This is a genomic window from Pseudomonas sp. PGPPP1 (genome assembly GCF_002255865.1).
Lineage (GTDB): Bacteria > Pseudomonadota > Gammaproteobacteria > Pseudomonadales > Pseudomonadaceae > Aquipseudomonas > Aquipseudomonas cremoris.
The window spans coordinates 27,907-47,717 of the sequence record NZ_NKIG01000011.1 but is presented as its reverse complement, the minus strand read 5'-3'; the positions used below and the strand labels follow the sequence as shown (position 1 = coordinate 47,717).

Sequence of the window (19,811 nt, the reverse complement as noted above, 5' to 3'; positions counted from 1 at the left end):
CGACTTATAACTTATTGTTCTAAAACTCCCACAAATGCCTCGGGTCAGTTTCTGGGTGTGCGCCCTTCAGGCGCTGTGAGTTTTAGTCTCCCCAACGGAAAAACCGGTAAGGAATTTATGTGCGGATTAGCTGGAGAATTACGTTTCGATGCCCAACCTGCCGACCTGGCTGCGATTGAGCGCATCACCCACCACTTGGCCCCTCGTGGCCCCGACGCCTGGGGTTTTCATGCCCAGGGGCCGATTGCCCTAGGCCACCGACGCCTGAAAATCATGGACCTGTCCGACGGCTCGGCCCAACCGATGGTAGACGCCCACCTGGGCCTGTCCCTGGCCTTCAATGGCGCCATCTATAATTTCCCGGAACTGAGAGAAGAGCTGGAAGCCCTGGGCTATGCCTTCTACTCCGGTGGCGACACCGAAGTGCTTCTCAAGGGCTATCACGCCTGGGGCGAAGCACTGCTGCCCAAGCTCAACGGCATGTTTGCCTTTGCCATCTGGGAGCGTGATGCCCAGCGTCTGTTTATCGCCCGGGATCGCCTTGGCGTGAAACCGTTGTACCTGTCGCGCACCGGCCAGCGTTTGCGCTTTGCCTCCGCCCTGCCGGCGTTGCTCAAAGGCGGCGACATCAACCCGATCCTCGATCCGGTGGCGCTCAACCATTACTTGAACTTCCACGCCGTGGTGCCGGCACCGCGCACCTTGCTTGCAGGCATTGAAAAACTGCCACCGGCGAGCTGGATGCGCATCGATGCCCACGGCAAGACCGAACAGAAAACCTGGTGGACCCTGCCCTACGGACCCCGCGAGGATGAGCGCAATCTCACCCTGGAAGACTGGACCGACCGCGTGCTGGATAGCACCCGCGAAGCCGTGGCCATCCGCCAACGTGCGGCGGTGGACGTGGGCGTGCTGCTTTCCGGCGGCGTCGATTCGAGCATGCTCGTCGGCCTACTGCGTGAAGTCGGCGTACAGGATCTTTCGACCTTCTCTATCGGCTTCGAAGACGCCGGTGGCGAGGCCGGCAACGAGTTCCAGTATTCGGACCTGATTGCCAAGCACTACGGCACCCGCCACCACCAGTTGCGCATCGCCGAAAGCGAGATCATCGAGCAACTGCCCGCCGCGTTCCGCGCCATGAGCGAGCCGATGGTCAGCCATGACTGCATCGCCTTCTACCTGCTGTCGCGGGAAGTGGCCAAGCATTGCAAGGTGGTGCAGAGCGGCCAGGGTGCCGACGAGCTCTTCGCCGGTTACCACTGGTACCCGCAAGTGGACGGTGCCAGCGACCCGTATGCCGCGTACCGCGAAGCGTTTTTCGACCGCAGCTACGATGACTACGCCGCCACTGTCGCGCCGAAATGGCTGACGGCCAATGATGCCGCTGGCGACTTCGTGCGCGAACACTTTGCCATGCCCGGCGCCGATGCCGCGGTGGACAAAGCCTTGCGCCTGGACAGCACGGTGATGCTGGTGGACGACCCGGTCAAACGCGTCGACAACATGACCATGGCCTGGGGCCTGGAAGCGCGTACGCCGTTCCTGGATTACCGCTTGGTGGAACTGTCGGCCCGCGTGCCGGGCAAATTCAAACTGCCCGACGGCGGGAAGCAGGTCTTGAAAGAAGCCGCACGCCGGGTGATTCCCAGCGAAGTCATCGACCGCAAGAAAGGCTACTTTCCGGTCCCCGGCCTCAAGCACTTGCAGGGCGACACTCTCAACTGGGTACGTGAACTGCTCTTGGATCCGAGCCAGGATCGCGGCCTATTCAACCCCGCCATGCTCGACCGCCTGCTCACCGACCCGCAGGGCCAACTGACCCCATTGCGCGGCTCCAAGCTGTGGCAACTGGCGGCGCTGAACCTGTGGCTCAGCGAACAAGGAATCTGATTGATGAAACCTCTCGCGGCGGCTTACAGCCAACGTTTGCTCAAGGGCCAGGCGCCGACCTACGAACGCCTGCAAGCCCGTCTGGCTGAAGATGGCAGCCCACTGGGCGCAGAACCCATCGCCGTACATTGCGGTTGGGGCCGATTGTTGATCGGCCATACATTTCCCGACCCCGCCAGCCTCGCTCAGGAGTTGCTTAACGAGCAAGCCGGCGAGCGGGATATTGCGTTGTATGTGGCAGCGCCCCAGCAGATCCTGGGGATCGATCCACAGCAGTTATTCCTCGACCCATCGGACACCCTGCGCTTGTGGTTCACCGACTATCGCCCCGCCACCCGTGTGTTTCGCGGCTTTCGGATTCGCCGGGTCCAAAGCGATGCGGATTGGCTGGCGGTGAACCAGCTTTATCAAGGGCGCGGCATGTTGCCGGTCGATGCCGAACGCCTCACGCCGCGCCATCAAGGTGGCCCGGTATACTGGCTGGCAGAAGACGAGGACAGCGGCGCGGTGATCGGCAGCGTGATGGGCCTCAATCATCAGAAAGCCTTTCACGACCCGGAAAACGGTTGCAGCCTGTGGTGCCTGGCGGTGGACCCACAATGCACCCGCCCCGGTGTGGGTGAGGTGCTGGTGCGCCACCTGGTGGAGCACTTCATGAGCCGTGGCCTGAGCTACCTGGACCTGTCGGTGCTGCACGATAACCGCCAGGCCAAGAACCTCTATGCCAAGCTCGGGTTTCGCGCGCTGACCACGTTTGCAATCAAGCGCAAGAACGGCATCAACCAACCGCTGTTTCTTGGCCCTGGGCCACAGGCAGGGTTTAACCCCTATGCGCGAATCATCGTCGAGGAAGCCCATCGGCGCGGCATCGATGTGCAGGTCGATGACGCGGATGCCGGGTTATTCACCTTGAGCCACGGCGGCCGCCGCGTGCGTTGTCGTGAATCCCTGAGCGACTTGACCAGCGCCATCAGCATGACCCTGTGCCAGGACAAAAGCCTGACCCACAAGGTGCTTAAAGCCGCCGGTTTGCAACTGCCGTCGCAGCAATTGGCCGGCAGCGCCGACGACAATCTGGAGTTTCTCGACGAGCACCAGCGCATCGTGGTCAAGCCGCTGGACGGTGAGCAAGGCCAGGGCGTGGCCGTGGACCTGCAGACGATCGAAGAAGTGCAGCACGCCATTGAAGCCGCTCGCCAATTCGACAGCCGGGTGCTGCTGGAGAGTTTTCACGAAGGCCTGGACCTGCGCATCCTGGTAATCGGTTTCGAGGTGGTCGCGGCGGCGATTCGTCGCCCAGCGGAAGTCACCGGCGATGGGCATCACTCGATCGGCGCGTTGATCGAAGCCCAGAGCCGTCGCCGTCAGGCGGCCACTGATGGCGAAAGTAAAATCCCCCTCGACGCCGAAACCCAACGCACCCTTCACGCGGCCGGCTTCGACTACAGCAGCGTTTTGCCGCAAGGCCAAACCCTGGCCGTGCGCCGCACGGCCAACCTGCACACCGGCGGTTGCCTGGAAGACGTCACCGCGATCTTGCACCCCACGCTGGTGGACGCCGCCATACGCGCCGCCCGTGCCCTGGATATCCCGATGGTGGGCCTGGACCTGATGGTGCCCGCCGCCGACCAACCCGAGTATGTGTTTATCGAAGCCAACGAACGGGCCGGATTGGCCAATCATGAACCGCAGCCGACGGCTGAGCGGTTTGTGGATTTGTTGTTTCCCCACAGTTAGCCAAGTGCTTGAGAGGTGGGTTGCCTGATCTGCCCTCATCGCGGGCAAGCCCGCTCCCACATTGGAATGCGATTAACTGTGGGAGCCGGGCTTGCCCGCGATGAGGCCTTTAGAGGCACTACATCCTTACAAGCCAACAGGAGTCTTTATGAGCCGAACCATCCCCGAACCGGACCTCAACTACCTGCAAAAAGTGCTGCTGGAAATGCTCGCCATTCCCAGCCCCACCGGGTTTACCGACACCATCGTGCGCTATGTCGCCGAGCGCCTGGAAGAACTTGGCATCCCGTTTGAAATGACCCGGCGCGGCACCATCCGCGCCACCCTCAAGGGCCAGAAAAACAGCCCAGACCGTGCGGTGTCCGCCCACTTGGACACCATCGGTGCCGCCGTGCGAGCGATCAAGGACAACGGCCGCCTGACCCTGGCGCCCGTAGGCTGCTGGTCCAGCCGCTTCGCCGAAGGCAGCCGGGTCAGTCTGTTCACCGACAACGGCGTGATCCGTGGCAGCGTGTTGCCATTGATTGCGTCCGGGCATGCGTTCAACACCGCCGTGGATGAGATGCCGGTGAGCTGGGACCACGTGGAGCTGCGCCTCGACGCCTACTGCGCAACCCGCGCCGATTGCGATTCGCTGGGAATCAGCGTCGGTGACTATGTGGCCTTCGACCCCCTGCCCGAGTTCACCGAAAGCGGGCATATCAGCGCCCGTCACCTGGATGACAAAGCCGGTGTCGCCGCCCTCCTCGCTGCGCTGAAGGCAATCATCGACAGCGGCGAGCCGTTGCTGATCGACTGCCATCCGCTGTTCACCATCACCGAAGAAACCGGCAGTGGCGCTGCCGCTGCCTTGCCTTGGGATGTCAGTGAGTTCGTGGGGATCGACATTGCCCCGGTCGCCCCCGGCCAACATTCCAGCGAGCATGCGGTGAGCGTGGCCATGCAGGATTCGGGCGGGCCTTATGACTATCATTTGTCCCGGCATTTGCTGCGCCTGGCGTCGGATAACGACTTGCCGGTACGCCGCGACCTGTTCCGTTACTACTTCAGCGATGCCCATTCGGCCGTGACCGCCGGCCACGATATCCGCACCGCGTTGCTGGCATTCGGATGCGATGCCACCCATGGCTACGAACGCACCCACATCGACAGCCTCGCGGCGCTAAGCCGCTTGCTCGGCGCGTATATTCTCAGCCCGCCGGTGTTCGCCAGCGATGCGCAGCCGGCCCAAGGCTCACTGGACCGTTTCAGTCATCAACTGGAGCACGAAACGCAGATGGAGAGCGATACACGGGTGCCGTCGGTGGATAGCCTGGTTGGCCAGAAGTCCTGACGCTGGCAACTGCTGGTAACAAGGGCCCCGGCGCAGTAGCATCGCCGGGACCCAACACCTGAGGCTTGTATGCTGATTCCCTACGACGCACTTGAAGTCGACACCCTGACGCGCCTCATCGAAGACTTCGTCACCCGTGACGGCACCGACAACGGCGATGACACGCCCCTGGAAACCCGCGTGCTGCGTGTGCGCCAGGCGTTGACCAAAGGCCAGGCACTGATTGTGTTCGACCCGGAAAGCGAGCAGTGCCAGTTGATGCTCAAGCACGATGTGCCCAAGCATCTGTTCGACTGACGCCTAGAGGTTGGGCACTTGCACCGGGTGAGTGGTGGCGCAGTGGCGATCGAGGATCTTTTGATAGACCTCGGCGCGATGGACGTGCACCCCGGCCGGCGCTTCAACGCCGAACTTCACGTGGTTACCGTTCAACTCAAGTATGTGCACGGCGATGTCATCGCCAATGGAGATGACTTCGCCTACGGCGCGGCTTAAGACCAGCATGGCGTTTGTCCTTTTAACAGTGAAAGGACTTCGACCATGCGCGCAGGGAGAAGAGGCATCAATGCCTTGCAGCGAAATCAGTCAGACCCTACATACATGGGTAATTTCCCTGACAGACCACAGACTGATCAGCCTCTGGCTGCCTGAGCTTTAGCACGCATCTTGTCGGCCATGCTGGTCATTTCGTCATAGAGCAACTGCGGGTTCTTCTGCTTCAACGCCCATGCCATGCGCCCCTGCTCGTGGGGCAGGATCATGAACTCGCCTTCTGCAACGCGCTGGTAAATATAGTCAGCGATGTCGGCCGCCGAAATGGGCGAGCTTTCCAGCAACTTGCCGACCTGGGCTTTCATGGCTGGCGTTGGGCCACGGAACGAGTCCAGCAGGTTGGTCTGGAAGAACGATGGGCAAACGACGTGCACGCCGACTTCCTGCTGTTTGAGCTCCACCAGCAAACTTTCCGACAGCGCCACCACGCCAGCCTTGGCCACGTTGTAGTTGCTCATGGCCGGGCCTTGCATCAGTGCTGCCATGGAGGCGATGTTGATGATGCGCCCCTTGCTTTTTTCCAGCAGCGGCAGGAACGCCTTGCAGCCCTTGACCACGCCCATCAGGTTGATCGCGATCTGCCAGTCCCAATCCTCCAGGGAGAGCTCGGCGAAGAACCCGCCCGAAGCCACGCCGGCATTGTTGACGATCACATCGATGCCACCGAGCTTGACCTCACAGGCTTGGGCAAACGCAGTGAGCTGGCTGTAATCGCGCACATCACAGCGCTGGATAAAACCATCGCCACCTGCTTCGCGAACCAATTTGAGGGTTTCCTGCAGGCCTGCCTCACTGACGTCCGACAACGCCAACTGCCAACCCTCACGGGCCCAGCGCAGAGCGATTTCACGACCCAGGCCGGACCCGGCGCCAGTGATCATCATGCGATTTTGCATAGGAAGTAGCCTTGTGGTTCACGGTAGAAGTGATCCGCAGTGTAGCGAAGGTTTTTCCTGCACCCACGCACCATCAGGGTGATGAATGCCCCAGGCAAACCCGCGGGCGGGTCGGATGCTCTCCTATGACCTAAGTTCAATCTTTTTCAACTAGACCGTCAGGAGTGCGAGCGAATTAAAAGAAATAAGCATGTTTGCGAAATGCTTTAAAAAAACTTGGAATTTTCTACGAGTGCACACAGTCGGAGTTGGTAAGGCGTCCGCTATTAACTTGCGGGCCTATCGTTGAATAACCGGTCTTGCAGAAGGCCTATAAGGAAAAAAAACATGAGCCTCATTCTGATCATTATCCTGATCCTCCTGCTGGTCGGTGGCCTGCCAGTATTCCCGCACTCCCGTAACTGGGGTTATGGCCCGTCGGGTATCCTCGGGGTTGTCCTGGTTGTTCTGCTGGTGCTGTTGTTGCTCGGTCGGATATAAAAGACAGCGCAAAAAAAAGAGGCCTCTACAGGCCTCTTTTTTATTGCCGGTTAGTTAGTCCGGCTTGCCATTAACCACACCAGCGGTGTTGTCCAACAGGCTCTTGGTAGCCGTTTGCAAGAACGACTCAAGCTTCTGCTTCAGCGCCGCCTCGTCCGGCGATTCAGGAATCACTTTGCCGGTAGGGTTGGCGCCCAGTTCGTATTCCCACAGTTTCGGCGGCATTTCCTTGGGCAATACCAGAATGCGGTCTGCTGTCACCAGCGCCACGGTCTGATCGCTGCCCGATGGCTTGATCACGCCAAAGCCCTTGTCGCCTTCCGGCAGGTTCAGCAAGTCACGGCCCCAGCACTGGTGCAGGGTGTCGCCACCGAGGCGGCCCATGATGGTCGGCACGATGTCGATCTGCGTACCCACGGTGTGGTCACGCTCGCCGAACTTCTCCTGCATGCCCGGTGCAATCATCAGCATCGGCACGTTGAAGCGCCCCAGGTCCATCTCGGTGATTTGCTGCTCGTTGCCGAAGCCGTGGTCACCCACGATCACGAACAACGTTTCCTTGAAGTACGGCTCCTTGCGGGCCTTTTCAAAGAACTGGCCCAGGGCCCAGTCGGAGTAGCGCATTGCCGTCAAATGCTCGTTGAGGCTGCCACGGTCGGTGACTTTCTCGACCGGCAATGGGGTCGGCAAGGCGTACGGCGTGTGGTTGGACAGGGTTTGCAGCAGCGCGTAGAACGGCTTGCCGCCTTCACGTGCCTTCAACTCTTCCAGGCCACGGTTGAACATGTCCTGGTCGGAAACGCCCCACGTCGGGTCGGAGAACACCGGGTTGACGAAGTCATTTCGACCAATGAAGTTGGTCATGCCCTGGTTGCTGAAGAAGCCCGACTGGTTGTCCCAGGCGAAGTCGCCGTTGTAGACATACACGTCGTCAAACTTGCGCGTGCTGAGCAACTGCGGCAAGCCCGACAGCTTGTGGCTGCCTTCGGGAGTCTGCATCAGGTATTCGAAGCCCGGCAGGTTCGGGAAGCACGCCATGGTGGCGAACATACCCTGGTGGGTGTGGGTGCCGTTGGAGAAGAAACGGTCGAACAGCAGGCCTTCCTTGGACAGTTTGTCGAAGTACGGCGTGATATTGCCCGGACGACCTAGGGCGCCCACGGAGTGACCGGCAAAGCTCTCCATCAGGATCACGACCACGTTCTTGATCGGCAGGGTCTTCTCGGCCGGTGGCGTGTAGTCACGGCGCACGGCGGCGATATCGGCATCCACCAGTTTCTCTTGCGGCAGCACCAGCATGTCACGCACGGTCTGGGTGGCCAGCGGTTGATCCAGGGTGGCTTTCCAGACGTTGGAACGGTCTTCGGAGAAACGCGATTTGGCCGCCGCGATCAACGACAAAGTGCCATTGAGGCCCAACTGGTTGGCGAAGTTCGAGTCGGTGGTGTAGACGTCACCCCAACGCAATGGCGGACCTTGGCGCAGGGTGCCACGGATGGCAACCACGGCAACCAGCAGGCAGACCACGAACACCGCGCTGCGCATGTACCACGGCGCGACCTGGCGGGTGCTGATGCTGCCGCCACTGAACGGGCCACGCGGGCGAGTGGCGCGGTCAGCGCCTTTGAACGCAATGCTCAGGATCAGCGTACCGACGGCCCAGGCCAGCAGGTAGCGCACCACCGGGAAACCGTACCAGAGCATGCTCATCACGGTTTTCGGGTCTTCCTTCACGTACTGGAACACCAGGCCGTTGAGGCGCTGGTGAAACTCACGGTAGAAGTCCATTTCCATCAGGCCCAGGAACAGGGCAATGCTGGAGGCAATGGTCAACCAGAAACGAAAGAAGCCACGTGCAGCCATGGCCCGAACGCTGAACAGTGCCAGCAGCAGCGGAACCAGCGCGTACATCACAAAGCGGATGTCAAAGCGCGTGCCGTTGGCGAACGCTTCAAGGAAGGTCGAGGCCGGCGTGTCGAGGATCATCTCGCGGTTGTAGACCAGCAGCGCCAGGCGCAGCAGGGAGAACATCACCATCATGACCAGCGCGCAGAGCAGCGTGTATGCCAGATGGGATTTGACGGTCGGTTGCAGCAGGCGATTAGAAGCTCGCTGCTGATTCAGGGCGTCCGGGTTTGCCATGTCGTTTCAGGACCCATTGGAAGTTTAAGTAGCGAAATATTGCAGCGGCCCCCTATCCAGACTCAAGCATGTAAGAACGGGCAGGCAGCGCTTTGGCGCGAATGGTGCCCCATCACTGCCAGCAACGCTATTGATTACTGAGGGTTAGAGATGCTTGATGACGGATTCCCTAGCGAAAAAAAGACTTTTCCGACAAGGAAACGAAGCGTGGGAATTATCCAAAACGAGTTGTGAAAATTCTGTGCACCGAATATTTCGACACACAAATCTTCAGGGCTCACCGAAAGTGAATGTGGGAGCGGGCTTGCTCGCGAATGCAGTGGGTCAGCCAACACATCTGTGACTGAAACACCGAATTCGCGAGCAAGCCCGCTCCCACATTGGGAATGCGTTCACATTGGAATCAATGAAACACTCAGATCCGCACGTTGCCTCGCGGCCCGGCAATTGCCCAGATAATCAGGCCCAGCACCGGCAACAGCAGGATCAAGAGAATCCACAACACTTTGGCGCCCGTGCTTGCGCCGCTTTTGAACACGTTGATGATCGCCCAGATATCCAGCGCCAGGATGATCAGCCCGATCAAGCCGTTAAAGGTGGAACCCATGGTGTCGCTCCTAAAGTGAGGGCATGCACTTGTAGGATAGTCAGCCCTGGCGTGGGTTCCGTTTTATTTCAGACGTGTAGGGCGATTCGCAGCGCTTCCAGCGATGGCTCGCCCTTGATGCCCACTTCGGCGCACAGTTCCAACACGCGACGCAGGTCGTTGCCGTACACCAGCACGGCCTGGATCTCGTCATCCAGCAATTGACTGAAGTCCAGCAGCACATAGCCGCCGTCTTCCGGGCTGAGGGCGCTCATCTGGATCTGGATGCGATTCAGCGCGGTGAGGTCTTCGGTCTTGGCCAGTTGCTTGGGCTTGAGATTGAACGCGACGCCGGGACCGAACGACGCCACGATCTGCGCAAACAGGTCACCATAGGTATCGGCCTGGAACAGTACGGTGTCCGGCAGGCTGCCAACCACCACCCACTCACCCAGTGGAATTGGGAAAGTGTCGTCGTAGTTGATATCCGGATTGGCCGCCAGAAACGCCGCTGGATCCGCGTAGGCCTGGGCCGCCTCAGTGGCGATGCGCGCCACTTCGTCTTCGCCCATGACGCCGGCGCTGATTTTGCTGATGAGTTCGACGAGGGCGGTTTTCATGGGGCGATCCTGTGGCGGGCTGGTTTTTGAGGGCGCAAAGCCTACACCAGTTTCTGCAACTTCGCCGCCGTATCCACTGCGCCCATGGTCTGCGCCGCCGCCAATGCGGTTGCGCCCTGGGCATCAACAGCCTTGGGGTTGGCGCCCTGGCCGAGCAGGTAGTCGAGCATTTCCACGCGGTTGAACATTGCCGCCATCATCAACGCCGTACGGCCATCGGACGACGCTGCATCCACCGGCGCCCCGCCTTCGATCAGCGCCTTGACCACGTCGAGGTTGCCCTTGAACGCTGCGCCGGCAATCGGCAACTGGTTCTTGTCGTTGGCGATCAGTGGGTCGGCCTTGAATTCCAGCAACACTTTTACCGCTTCGGCGTGGCCATGGTAGGCCGCGAGCATCAGCAAGGTGTCGCCATTGTGATTGCGAAAGTTCGCCGGCAGGCCTTTGGCCAAAAGCGCTGCAAGCATGGCTGCGTCGCCTCGGCGGGCCACGTCGAACACCTGCTCGGCAAATTCGGCGGCTTCGTCTTCGGTCATTTGTTTGGCTTGGTCTGACATGTGGGGGCTCCTTGTCTGGTCCTTTATATGGCGCCCAGTGTCGCGAGGGAGTTCCCACATGTCATGGCTTTTTTGTCAAAAGCGCCCATAGTCAGAATCAATAATGCTGCCGTTAATAACGCTGCAGTTAATAACGAAAGTGGCCGCCCTGGATCTGTGCCATCAATTCATCAGTCACCGGCACGTAGCAGTCCGACCCCGGCAACCAGGCGTACACCGGGTCGTTACCGGCCTTTTCCGGATCGAACGCCTCTTCCTTGAGTCGCACTTTCTGGTACTTGAACGTGCCCGTGGTTTCCATCTTCACCTTGATGCGCAGGAACAGCGGCACCGCATAGTGCGGCAATTGGCCGTGAGCAAATTGCAGCAACTCGCGCATATCCAGGGCTGCCAGGGACTCGCTTGGGGTGATGGCGACCATACCGGCGCGGCCGTTGGTGTTTTCGATTTCCACGCCATAGGCCACGACTTCGGCAATTTGCGGGTGTTGCAGCAGGACGTTTTCCACTTCGGTGGTGGAGACGTTTTCACCTTTCCAGCGATAGGTATCCCCCAGGCGATCAACAAATTGCGCATGGCCGAAGCCGATGCTGCGCACCAGGTCACCGGTATTGAAGTAACAGTCGCCCTTCTCGAACACGTCAGTGAGGATCACCTTGCGGTTCTTTTCCGGGTCGGTGTAGCCGTCGAAGGGCGATTTCTCATCGATCCTGGCGAGCAGCAGGCCCTGCCCGCCCGTCTGCACCTTGCGCATGAAACCATCACTGCCCCGCAGCGGCTCGCCGTTGTCGTGGGCGTAGTCCACCAACGCCCAATGCTGCAGGCAGAAGCCTACGGTATTGTCGAAATTCAATATGTTGGTGAAGCCGATATTGCCATCGCTGGCGGCATACAGTTCACAGATATGCTCGACACCGTAACGCGCCTTGAACTGCGCCCACACTCCAGGGCGCAGGCCGTTGCCGACCATCTTGGTCACGCGGTTGTCGCGATCGCTTGCACTCGGCGGCTGGTCGAGCAGGTAGCGGCACAGTTCGCCGACATAACCCAGGGTGGTCGCCTTGAACTTGCGCGCATCGTCCCAGAACTGGCTGGCGCTGAACTTACGCCGAATAGCAAACCCGGAAGCACCGACAATCGCCGAGCCCCAGCACACGCAAAGGCCCGTGGCGTGGTAAAGCGGCAACGTGCAATACAGGACATCTTCCGGACCCATGTCCAGAGCAATGCTGCCGAAGCTCACCGCCGTCTTGGTCCAACGGCCATGTTTCATGATGCCGGCCTTGGGCAGCCCGGTGGTGCCGGAGGTGTAGATATAGAAGCAAGGGTCGTTGAAGAAGATGTGCGCGGTGCTGGTTGGGTTCTCTACCGAGCACTCGGCGCTGTCAGCCAGCAGATCGCTATACCCTTCGGGCACTGCGCCGGCCTGTTGATCGGCGACGAACCAGGTGCGCTCTGCGCGAATGCCCACCTGATCACGCACCGCGGCATAGGCCGCCACCAACTCTGCGCCGACCACAATTGCCACCGGACTCACCAGATTCAGGCTGTGCACCAGCGCGCCTTGAGTTTGCGCGGTGTTGAGCATGGCGCAGATGCCACCCAGCTTGGCCACGGCCAATACATTGAGCAGCAGTTCCGGGCGGTTTTCGATAAACAGCGCCACCACGTCGCCCTTGACGATGCCTTGGGCTTGCAGGTGGTGGGCAATGCGGTTGGCCTGCTGGTTGGCTTCGCGGTAGCTGAGCACGCGGTCGCCATACAGCAATGCGGCACCGTCCGGGTTGCGCTGGGTGGCTTGCTCAAAGTGCCAGCCCAGACCACAAGACTGCGCAGGGTCAGTGACGTTGGCGGCGCGCATGCCGCGCACAACCCGCGGCAGCGCGCGAACAATGGCGGGCACCTTACGCAGCATCATGCCCCAGGTGATCATGTCGTTTTGCGAGTGGCTCATAGGGAACGTCCTTTTTCTTATTGTTCGATATGCCTTGCAGGAAAATACGTCAGCCCCTCTTCGGCTGTACACGCAGGATTTGAAATGTTTTGTATCCCGAAGGACGTCCGCTGAAAAAAGGAATTAAGCCGCCTGAAGGAAGTCTTTATGGATATGGGCGCGCCAAACCACGTGGGTCGAGTAGCGCAAAATGCAGGATGCATGATGGCCATTCATGCAAATTGCACGAAACCGAAAATGTGTTATTTTTTCAACCTGCTGATTTATAACGATTTTTCTATAAAACAATAGCTGGCACAATCACTGCACCTATCACTCCATGCTTGCCAACTTGAGCCAACGGAGCTGATAGACATGAGCCTGATCCAAGATAAATTCGCTTCTGTATTTTCCAACTACGACGTCACCACCCAGCCACGTCCAGACGGCGGCATCCTGTTGACCCTGCGCAACAGCGAAGGCAAACAGGTCAAGCGTTCCATCTCGTACCAGCAACTGCACACCGCTGACCAACTGACCTGGGTCATCAGCGCCATTCGCCGTGATCTGGCCGAACAAGCCAGCGAGCTGCCACAGATTTCGATGCTGCAAAGCCAGAACCGCTTTGCCCTGCCGACCTATCATTCGGCTTAAACGCAAGACGTGAAAAAGGGCCGCGACGCTATTGAGCATCGCGGCCCTTTTTCGTGGGCTCAACACAGTCCTTGTCGCGCCGCTTCGTTCATTGCCTGTACGCGGTTGGAAACTTCCAATTTGCCGTAGATATTGCGCAGATGGAATTTCACCGTGGCTTGTGACGTCGCTCGAATCTGGCTGATTTCCCAAACGGTCTTGCCCTCTACGGCCCAGCGGAGTATCTCCAGCTCCGATGGGGTCAAGGGCTTGCCCGACAAGCTCAGGCGGCGCCTGAGCGCATTGGGCACGGAATAAAGTGGAAGAACCGATTCCTTGGGGCCTTTCATTACATTCTCTCCTTCTTACTGGCTAGCGCCCTATCACCCTTCGGATTCCTCCTATTGACAGGTGATATAAACGTTGATGCCGCAGAGAGTTACATAACAAATGGAACTAAGGCGCAGGGCTGTTAATAAACAGCCGCACCCTACAGAACTTTAAGTTTCTTCCCACAGCAACTTCAAACATACAGGGGTTGAAGTTTTGGATACGTCGCAATTAGTCATCCAGTCCCGGAAAATTCCGAGCACTGTCGTCGCCCGTAAACACAGGCACCTGCTCTTGCTCCGGATTGAATAGACGCAACGCGACGAAATGTGGGTTCTCGCCCATATCAAACCAATGTGCGATACCTGCCGGGACTACCAGCAGGTCATTTTTCTCACACCGCACGGCATACACGTAGTCGCCGATATGCAGGCTGAAAAGGCCTTGGCCCGCGATGAAAAACCGGACTTCGTCCGAATGGTAGCGACGCTCATCCAAGTATTGTGCGCGCAGTTCAGCATGCTGCGACTGATCACTGGTGACACGGAGCACGTCCACGGCTTTATAGCCAAGCGCGTCGATCTGCGCCTGGTAAGCGGCAATCATTTGTTCATCGCTGGCGCCCTTCTCGATCGGGCTCGGCTGCCAGCGTTCAAAACGTACGCCGTGCTCGGCCAGAGTCGAAACGATATCGTCGAAATGGGTCAGGACCTTGTTCGGGGTATCCGGTGTAGCGACGGAGTAGACGGCGACATAACTCATTGAGGGGTTCCTTGGTTCTGCTCTTGCAATCGAAAACCGATGATAACGGCGGCGGCCAGGGCCGCGACGCTGGCGATGCTGAACGTCAGGGTCGGCCCCAACAGGTTCCAACTGTAACCCGAGTACAGCGCGCCCAACGCGCCGCCGGTACCGGCCAGGGCAGCATAGAGCGCCTGGCCCTGGCCTTGTTGTTTCGCGCCAAAACTGCGTTGCACAAAGGCAATCGCTGCGGCATGAAAGCTGGCGAAGGTGGCCGCGTGCAGCACTTGCGCCAGCAACAGCACCCAGAGTAAATCTGCGAATGCACCCAGCAACAGCCAACGCAACGCCGCCAACAGAAAACTGGCCAGCAGCACCCGGCGCACCGAAAAGCGCGTGAGGATGCGGCTCATGCCCAGGAACATCAGCACTTCGGCCACCACGCCCAAGGCCCACAGCATGCCGATCACGCCACGGCTGTAGCCCAAATGCTCGAGGTGCAACGTCAGGAAGGTGTAATACGGGCCATGGCTCATTTGCATCAACGCCACGCAGGCATAAAACGCCAAGACTCCGGGGCTGCGCAGTTGCTTGAGAAAGCCTCCACCGGCCAGGCGATTGCCATGGCTAACGGGCTGCGCGTTCGGCACCCACAGGCTGGCACCGATGATGCCCGCCATGATCACCACGACCACCACCGGGTAAATATCCAGGCTCAGCCAATCGAACAGGCGGCCCATGATCACCACCGTGAGGATAAAGCCGATGGAGCCCCACAGGCGGATCTGGCTGTAGCGCGACGTCTGCTTTTGCAGGTGCGCCAGGGTGATCACTTCAAATTGCGGCAGCACCGCATGCCAGAAGAACGCATGCAAGGCCATCACCAATGCCAGCCAGGCGTAGGTTTTGCTGACGAAGATCAGCGCAAAACTCATCAGGGTGCACACGGCGCCAAACCGCACGATGGCCAGTCGCCGACCGGTGTAATCGCCCAGCCAGCCCCACAGGTTGGGGGCCACGCAACGCATCAGCATGGGGATGGCCACCAGCTCGCCGATACGCGCACTGGAGAATCCCAAGTGGTCGAAGTACAGCGCCAGGAACGGCGCCGTCGCCCCGAGCAGGGCGAAGTAGAAGAGGTAGAAGCTGGAGAGGCGCCAGTAGGGGAGATCGGGGGTCATGCGGGGGGCTGCTTTGCAGCCCAGCGCGAGCAACAAACCCGCCCGCCCCAGAAAGTCACAGTTGGCCCAGTACCGGGGTCGTCACGCGAACGTCGGCGTTTTGCCCGCGATTGCGCAGCAGGTGGTCCATCAACACGATGGCCATCATTGCCTCGGCAATCGGCGTGGCGCGGATGCCGACGCAAGGGTCGTGGCGGCCCTTGGTGATCACGTCCACCGGGTTGCCATGCACATCAATCGAACGGCCCGGCGTGGTGATGCTGGACGTGGCCTTGAGCGCCAGGTGCGCAACAATCGGCTGACCGGAAGAAATCCCGCCGAGGATGCCGCCCGCATTGTTGCTGAGGAAACCTTCCGGCGTCAGTTCGTCACGGTGCTCGGTGCCGCGTTGGGACACACAGGCGAACCCAGCGCCGATCTCAACGCCCTTGACCGCGTTGATGCTCATCAAGGCGTGGGCCAATTCGGCGTCCAGGCGGTCGAAGATCGGCTCGCCCAGGCCTGGTTTCACGCCTTCGGCGACCACGGTGATCTTGGCGCCGACGGAGTCTTGATCACGACGCAACTGGTCCATGTAGGCTTCCAGTTCAGGCACCTTGTCCGGGTCAGGGCTGAAGAAGGCGTTGTCTTCCACGCTGTCCCAGGTCTTGAACGGGATTTCGATGGGACCCAATTGGCTCATGTAGCCACGGATCACGATGCCCTGGGTAGCCAGGTATTTCTTGGCGATAGCACCGGCGGCCACGCGCATTGCGGTTTCGCGGGCCGAGCTGCGGCCACCGCCACGGTAGTCGCGTTCACCGTATTTGTGGTGGTAGGTGTAGTCGGCGTGGGCCGGGCGGAACAGATCCTTGATCGCCGAGTAGTCCTTGGACTTCTGGTCGGTGTTGCGGATCAACAGGCCGATGGCGCAACCGGTGGTGCGGCCTTCGAATACGCCGGAGAGGATCTCGACTTCGTCGGGCTCCTGGCGCTGGGTAGTGTGGCGGCTGGTGCCGGGCTTGCGGCGGTCGAGGTCACGCTGCAGGTCTTCCAGGGACAGCTCGAGGCCAGGCGGGCAGCCGTCGACAATGGCGACCAACGCCGGACCATGGCTTTCGCCCGCGGTGGTGACAGTGAACAGCTTGCCGAAGGTATTGCCGGACATGCAGGGCGCTCCGTGAAATCAGTTGTAATCACTCAGAGGTGATAACCAAGCGCGCCAGTATACGCGGGCCAACCGACTAGTTCATCCTCGAAACCTTACCGTTAGACATTGGTCCAACCGACACCTCCCGAATGATGGCGCGATGATGCTGCGAGTTTTACTGTTTACCCTTACCTTGTTTACCGCCATGGCCCAGGCCGCATCCCCCGTCGTGCTGCAGCGCCCTATCAGCCTGGACACCGGCAGCGGCACGTTGTTTGGCTCGTTGCTACTGCCGCAATCCGACAAACCGGTGCCGGTCGTGCTGATCATCGCCGGCTCAGGCCCCACCGACCGCAACGGCAACAGCGCCGACGGTGCGCGCAACGACAGCCTCAAGCGCCTGGCCTGGGTGCTGGCCCGGCATAACATCGCCAGCGTGCGCTACGACAAGCGCGGCGTCGCCGCCAGCCTGGCGGCCACCCCCGACGAACGCAACCTGACGCTCGACGCCTACGTGGCTGACGCCGTGGCCTGGGGCAAGCTGCTCAAATCCGATAAACGCATGGGGCCGCTGATCGTGCTCGGTCACAGTGAAGGCGCCTTGGTTGCCGCCCTCGCGGCGCCACAGCTGGAGCCTGCCGGCGTGATTTCCTTGTCCGGCAGCGCCCGCCCGGTGGACGAGGTGATCCGCCAGCAACTGGCTGACCACTTGCCCCCTGCTCTGCTGCTGCGCAGCAATCAAATCCTCGATCGCCTCAAGGCCGGCCAAGTGGATGCGGATGTGCCTGGCCCGCTGGAGGGCATTTTCCGACCGAGCGTGCAGCCGTATCTGATCAGCCTGTTTCGTGCAGATCCGTCAGCCGCCTTCGCCAAGCTGCGTATGCCCGCGCTGATCGTCCAGGGCACCAACGATATTCAGGTCGGGGTGGGCGATGCTCGCCAACTGAAAATGGCCAAGCCCGATGCCCACTTGGCAGTGATCGAAGGCATGAACCACGTGATGCGTATCGTCCCTAACGATGTGAAACAACAGTTGGCGTCCTACAACGACCCGCAACTGCCGCTCGCCGCCGAGCTGGGCGAGCGCCTGGTACGCTTTATCGACGGACTTCAACCCCGTTAAGCGACAATTTAGCTCCAGTCCTAGAGAAACCGGCCGATAAGCCCAGAGTCGACAGTAAAAAGACTGTCGACTTGCAGGGCTTGGACAGGATCGCGCCGCATGACAACCACTGAAGCAACACCGGAACCCACCGCCGAAACCCCGGCTGAAAAAACCGAGGCCGTCGACGCGGCGCCCCTGCCGTGGGCGGATGTCCAGGCCGAGCATTTCAAGATGCTGCGCCTGGCGCCGTTGGCCACTGACCGTGCCACCGGCGTGCGGCCGCTGCGGTTCGTGCAGTTTGGCTATGCCGAGCGCAACGACAAACACCACAGCCTGCTGCGCATGGTCATTCAGCTGCCGGGCCAACGGGTGCGACGCGAGCAGAATCACTTGGATATCTGGGTCGACCATGATGCGCACCGCGTGCATTTTGGGCCGGGCGTCAGCCTGGAAATCGAGCCTGCCAACCGAGGCATCGGCCGCTTTCTCGTGGCGCAAGGCGCCGCGTGGGCGAAAAAGAAGTGGTCGCACTACCGTGTCGACGGCGTCGACCTGGCTAACAAGGACGCGCTGAACGAAGCCACACGCCTACGCCGTGATCACTTCTTGCGCATCCAGGGCTTTGATGTGGCCTACGCTGACGTACAGCACCTGAAGGGCAATGTGCAACCAGGCAAGGTCAGTGATGTGCTCGACAGCTGGAACACCGAGAAGGTGCAGTTCGTCGAGATTCTGGAAGCCGCGCAAATGCTGCAACAGGCCGAGCAGAACTTGGCGGAGCATGAAGTGAAGCTGCGCAAGGAAGAGGAAAAGGTCACCAAGTTCAAGCGTGAGGACAGCGGGCTGCGTTTTACCATCACTTGCCTGGTGGCGTTTACGGTATTTCAGGCGGGGTTGTTGATCTGGATTGCCACGCACCGCTAATGGATTGAAATGTGGGAGCTGGCTTGCCTGCTCCCACATTGACCGCGGATGAACTGTTAGACCCGAGCAGCGAAGACAGCCTGATGCTGGCGGCACTGTTCCGCTGTCAGCATGAACACCCCATGCCCACCGCGCTGGAAGTCCAGCCAGGCAAAATCCACTTCCGGGTACAGTGACTCGACGTGAACCTGGCTGTTGCCCACTTCAACAATCAGCAAGCCCTTCTCGGTCAAATGGTCCGCAGCCTCAGCCAACATACGTCGCACCAAGTTCAAGCCGTCATCGCCGCAGGCCAGGCCCAGCTCAGGTTCGTGCTGGTATTCGTCGGGCATGTCGGCGAAGTCTTCGGCGTCCACATACGGCGGGTTGGACACAATAAGGTCGAAACGCTGGCCCGGCAGACCATCGAAGCCGTCGCCCTGCACGGTGTACACGCGCTCGTCGACGCCATGTCGCTCGATGTTCTGGTTGGCCACTTCCAGCGCTTCGAACGACAGGTCGCCCAGCACCACTTCGGCGTCCTGGAACTCGTAGGCGCAGGCAATACCGATGCAGCCAGAGCCGGTGCACAGGTCGAGAATGCGTGCCGGCGGTTGGGCCAGCCAGGGTTCGAAGCGGTTTTCGATCAGTTCGCCAATGGGTGAACGCGGGATCAACACGCGCTCATCGACAATGAACGACATGCCGCAGAACCAAGCCTCACCCAGCAGGTACGCGGTGGGTACACGCTCGTGGATGCGGCGATGCAGCAAGCGCTGCACATGGGAGATCTCTTCTTCTTCCAGGTTGCAGTCCAGGTAGCTGTCGGCGATTTCCCACGGCAGATGCAAGGCACCGAGCACCAATTGGCGCGCTTCGTCCCAGGCATTGTCGGTACCATGGCCAAAAAACAGGTCTTCCCCATGGAAACGGCTGACAGCCCAACGGATGTGGTCGCGCAAGGTGCGCAGGCGGGAAGTGATCACGGGGGCAGACTCCTGGAAAAAACGACTGGCGATTCTAACAGCCTTCGCCTGTACCGACGATGTACGAAAATCGGCCG

General features: G+C 60.0%; 20 protein-coding genes. 8 read left to right on the top strand and 12 right to left on the bottom strand.

Features of this window, described 5'->3' with window-relative positions; genetic code table 11:
- Window positions 1-117: 117 nt before the first annotated feature.
- The 4 genes from CFE47_RS14295 to CFE47_RS14280 all read left to right on the top strand — a co-directional run bounded on the left by CFE47_RS14295 (window position 118) and on the right by CFE47_RS14280 (window position 5,257).
- Entirely contained in the window at window positions 118-1,890 is a 1,773-nt protein-coding gene (locus CFE47_RS14295; protein ID WP_286837921.1) for an N-acetylglutaminylglutamine amidotransferase, read from the top strand.
- Between the two features lie 3 nt (window positions 1,891-1,893).
- A complete protein-coding gene (gene ngg / locus CFE47_RS14290; protein ID WP_286837919.1) occupies window positions 1,894-3,627 on the top strand; it encodes an N-acetylglutaminylglutamine synthetase in 1,734 nt (577 codons plus the stop codon).
- 148 nt (window positions 3,628-3,775) lie between these two features.
- The gene (locus CFE47_RS14285; protein ID WP_286837917.1) at window positions 3,776-4,960 is read left to right on the top strand and encodes an osmoprotectant NAGGN system M42 family peptidase; all 1,185 of its coding nucleotides are present in this window, start codon (window positions 3,776-3,778) and stop codon (window positions 4,958-4,960) included.
- Between the two features lie 69 nt (window positions 4,961-5,029).
- Window positions 5,030-5,257, top strand: coding sequence for a YheU family protein (locus CFE47_RS14280; protein WP_003192759.1), 228 nt, complete (start codon window positions 5,030-5,032; stop codon window positions 5,255-5,257).
- A gap of 3 nt (window positions 5,258-5,260) precedes the next feature.
- Here CFE47_RS14280 and csrA read toward each other — a convergent pair whose 3' ends face one another.
- Window positions 5,261-5,464 carry a carbon storage regulator CsrA gene (gene csrA / locus CFE47_RS14275; RefSeq protein ID WP_286837915.1) on the bottom strand — a complete coding sequence of 68 codons (204 nt, stop codon included), beginning with the start codon at window positions 5,462-5,464 and terminating at the stop codon, window positions 5,261-5,263.
- 128 nt (window positions 5,465-5,592) lie between these two features.
- Window positions 5,593-6,408: an SDR family oxidoreductase gene (locus CFE47_RS14270; protein ID WP_286837913.1), complete on the bottom strand. Its 816-nt coding sequence runs from the start codon at window positions 6,406-6,408 to the stop codon at window positions 5,593-5,595.
- A gap of 327 nt (window positions 6,409-6,735) precedes the next feature.
- Here CFE47_RS14270 and CFE47_RS14265 point away from each other — a divergent pair, with 327 nt between their 5' ends.
- Window positions 6,736-6,888: a DUF3309 family protein gene (locus CFE47_RS14265; protein WP_015885095.1), complete on the top strand. Its 153-nt coding sequence runs from the start codon at window positions 6,736-6,738 to the stop codon at window positions 6,886-6,888.
- Between the two features lie 54 nt (window positions 6,889-6,942).
- Here the strand turns inward: CFE47_RS14265 and CFE47_RS14260 are convergent, their stop codons facing one another.
- The 5 genes from CFE47_RS14260 to CFE47_RS14240 form a co-directional block, all read right to left on the bottom strand.
- On the bottom strand, window positions 6,943-9,030 hold the full coding sequence (locus CFE47_RS14260; protein WP_286837911.1) for an LTA synthase family protein: 2,088 nt from the start codon (window positions 9,028-9,030) through the stop codon (window positions 6,943-6,945).
- A gap of 415 nt (window positions 9,031-9,445) precedes the next feature.
- Complete coding sequence (locus CFE47_RS14255; protein ID WP_003172956.1) at window positions 9,446-9,637, bottom strand: PLDc N-terminal domain-containing protein; 192 nt, start codon at window positions 9,635-9,637, stop codon at window positions 9,446-9,448.
- A gap of 68 nt (window positions 9,638-9,705) precedes the next feature.
- Window positions 9,706-10,236 carry a hypothetical protein gene (locus CFE47_RS14250; protein ID WP_286837909.1) on the bottom strand — a complete coding sequence of 177 codons (531 nt, stop codon included), beginning with the start codon at window positions 10,234-10,236 and terminating at the stop codon, window positions 9,706-9,708.
- Between the two features lie 41 nt (window positions 10,237-10,277).
- Complete coding sequence (locus tag CFE47_RS14245; protein ID WP_286837907.1) at window positions 10,278-10,793, bottom strand: ankyrin repeat domain-containing protein; 516 nt, start codon at window positions 10,791-10,793, stop codon at window positions 10,278-10,280.
- A 127-nt stretch (window positions 10,794-10,920) separates the two neighbouring features.
- Window positions 10,921-12,747 carry a long-chain-acyl-CoA synthetase gene (locus CFE47_RS14240; protein ID WP_286837906.1) on the bottom strand — a complete coding sequence of 609 codons (1,827 nt, stop codon included), beginning with the start codon at window positions 12,745-12,747 and terminating at the stop codon, window positions 10,921-10,923.
- A gap of 354 nt (window positions 12,748-13,101) precedes the next feature.
- Here CFE47_RS14240 and CFE47_RS14235 point away from each other — a divergent pair, with 354 nt between their 5' ends.
- Window positions 13,102-13,380, top strand: a complete 279-nt coding sequence (locus tag CFE47_RS14235) for a DUF3509 domain-containing protein (RefSeq protein ID WP_003172952.1) — start codon at window positions 13,102-13,104, stop codon at window positions 13,378-13,380.
- 59 nt (window positions 13,381-13,439) lie between these two features.
- Here the strand turns inward: CFE47_RS14235 and CFE47_RS14230 are convergent, their stop codons facing one another.
- From CFE47_RS14230 to aroC, 4 genes are all read right to left on the bottom strand, one after another.
- On the bottom strand, window positions 13,440-13,709 hold the full coding sequence (locus CFE47_RS14230; RefSeq protein ID WP_286837904.1) for a response regulator transcription factor: 270 nt from the start codon (window positions 13,707-13,709) through the stop codon (window positions 13,440-13,442).
- A 211-nt stretch (window positions 13,710-13,920) separates the two neighbouring features.
- The gene (locus CFE47_RS14225) at window positions 13,921-14,451 is read right to left on the bottom strand and encodes a 1,2-dihydroxy-3-keto-5-methylthiopentene dioxygenase (RefSeq protein ID WP_286837903.1); all 531 of its coding nucleotides are present in this window, start codon (window positions 14,449-14,451) and stop codon (window positions 13,921-13,923) included.
- Window positions 14,448-15,611 carry an MFS transporter gene (locus tag CFE47_RS14220; protein ID WP_286837901.1) on the bottom strand — a complete coding sequence of 388 codons (1,164 nt, stop codon included), beginning with the start codon at window positions 15,609-15,611 and terminating at the stop codon, window positions 14,448-14,450. The genes CFE47_RS14225 and CFE47_RS14220 overlap by 4 nt, the downstream gene beginning before the upstream one ends.
- Before the next feature lie 55 nt (window positions 15,612-15,666).
- On the bottom strand, window positions 15,667-16,758 hold the full coding sequence (gene aroC / locus CFE47_RS14215; RefSeq protein WP_017735877.1) for a chorismate synthase: 1,092 nt from the start codon (window positions 16,756-16,758) through the stop codon (window positions 15,667-15,669).
- Window positions 16,759-16,900: 142 nt separating this feature from the next.
- On the opposite strand from aroC, the gene CFE47_RS14210 reads away from it, so the two are divergent.
- On the top strand, window positions 16,901-17,863 hold the full coding sequence (locus tag CFE47_RS14210; protein WP_286837899.1) for an alpha/beta hydrolase: 963 nt from the start codon (window positions 16,901-16,903) through the stop codon (window positions 17,861-17,863).
- A gap of 99 nt (window positions 17,864-17,962) precedes the next feature.
- Window positions 17,963-18,769 carry a hypothetical protein gene (locus CFE47_RS14205; RefSeq protein ID WP_286837897.1) on the top strand — a complete coding sequence of 269 codons (807 nt, stop codon included), beginning with the start codon at window positions 17,963-17,965 and terminating at the stop codon, window positions 18,767-18,769.
- Window positions 18,770-18,825: 56 nt separating this feature from the next.
- Here the strand turns inward: CFE47_RS14205 and prmB are convergent, their stop codons facing one another.
- Window positions 18,826-19,734, bottom strand: coding sequence for a 50S ribosomal protein L3 N(5)-glutamine methyltransferase (gene prmB, locus CFE47_RS14200; RefSeq protein WP_286837895.1), 909 nt, complete (start codon window positions 19,732-19,734; stop codon window positions 18,826-18,828).
- Window positions 19,735-19,811 lie beyond the last annotated feature (77 nt).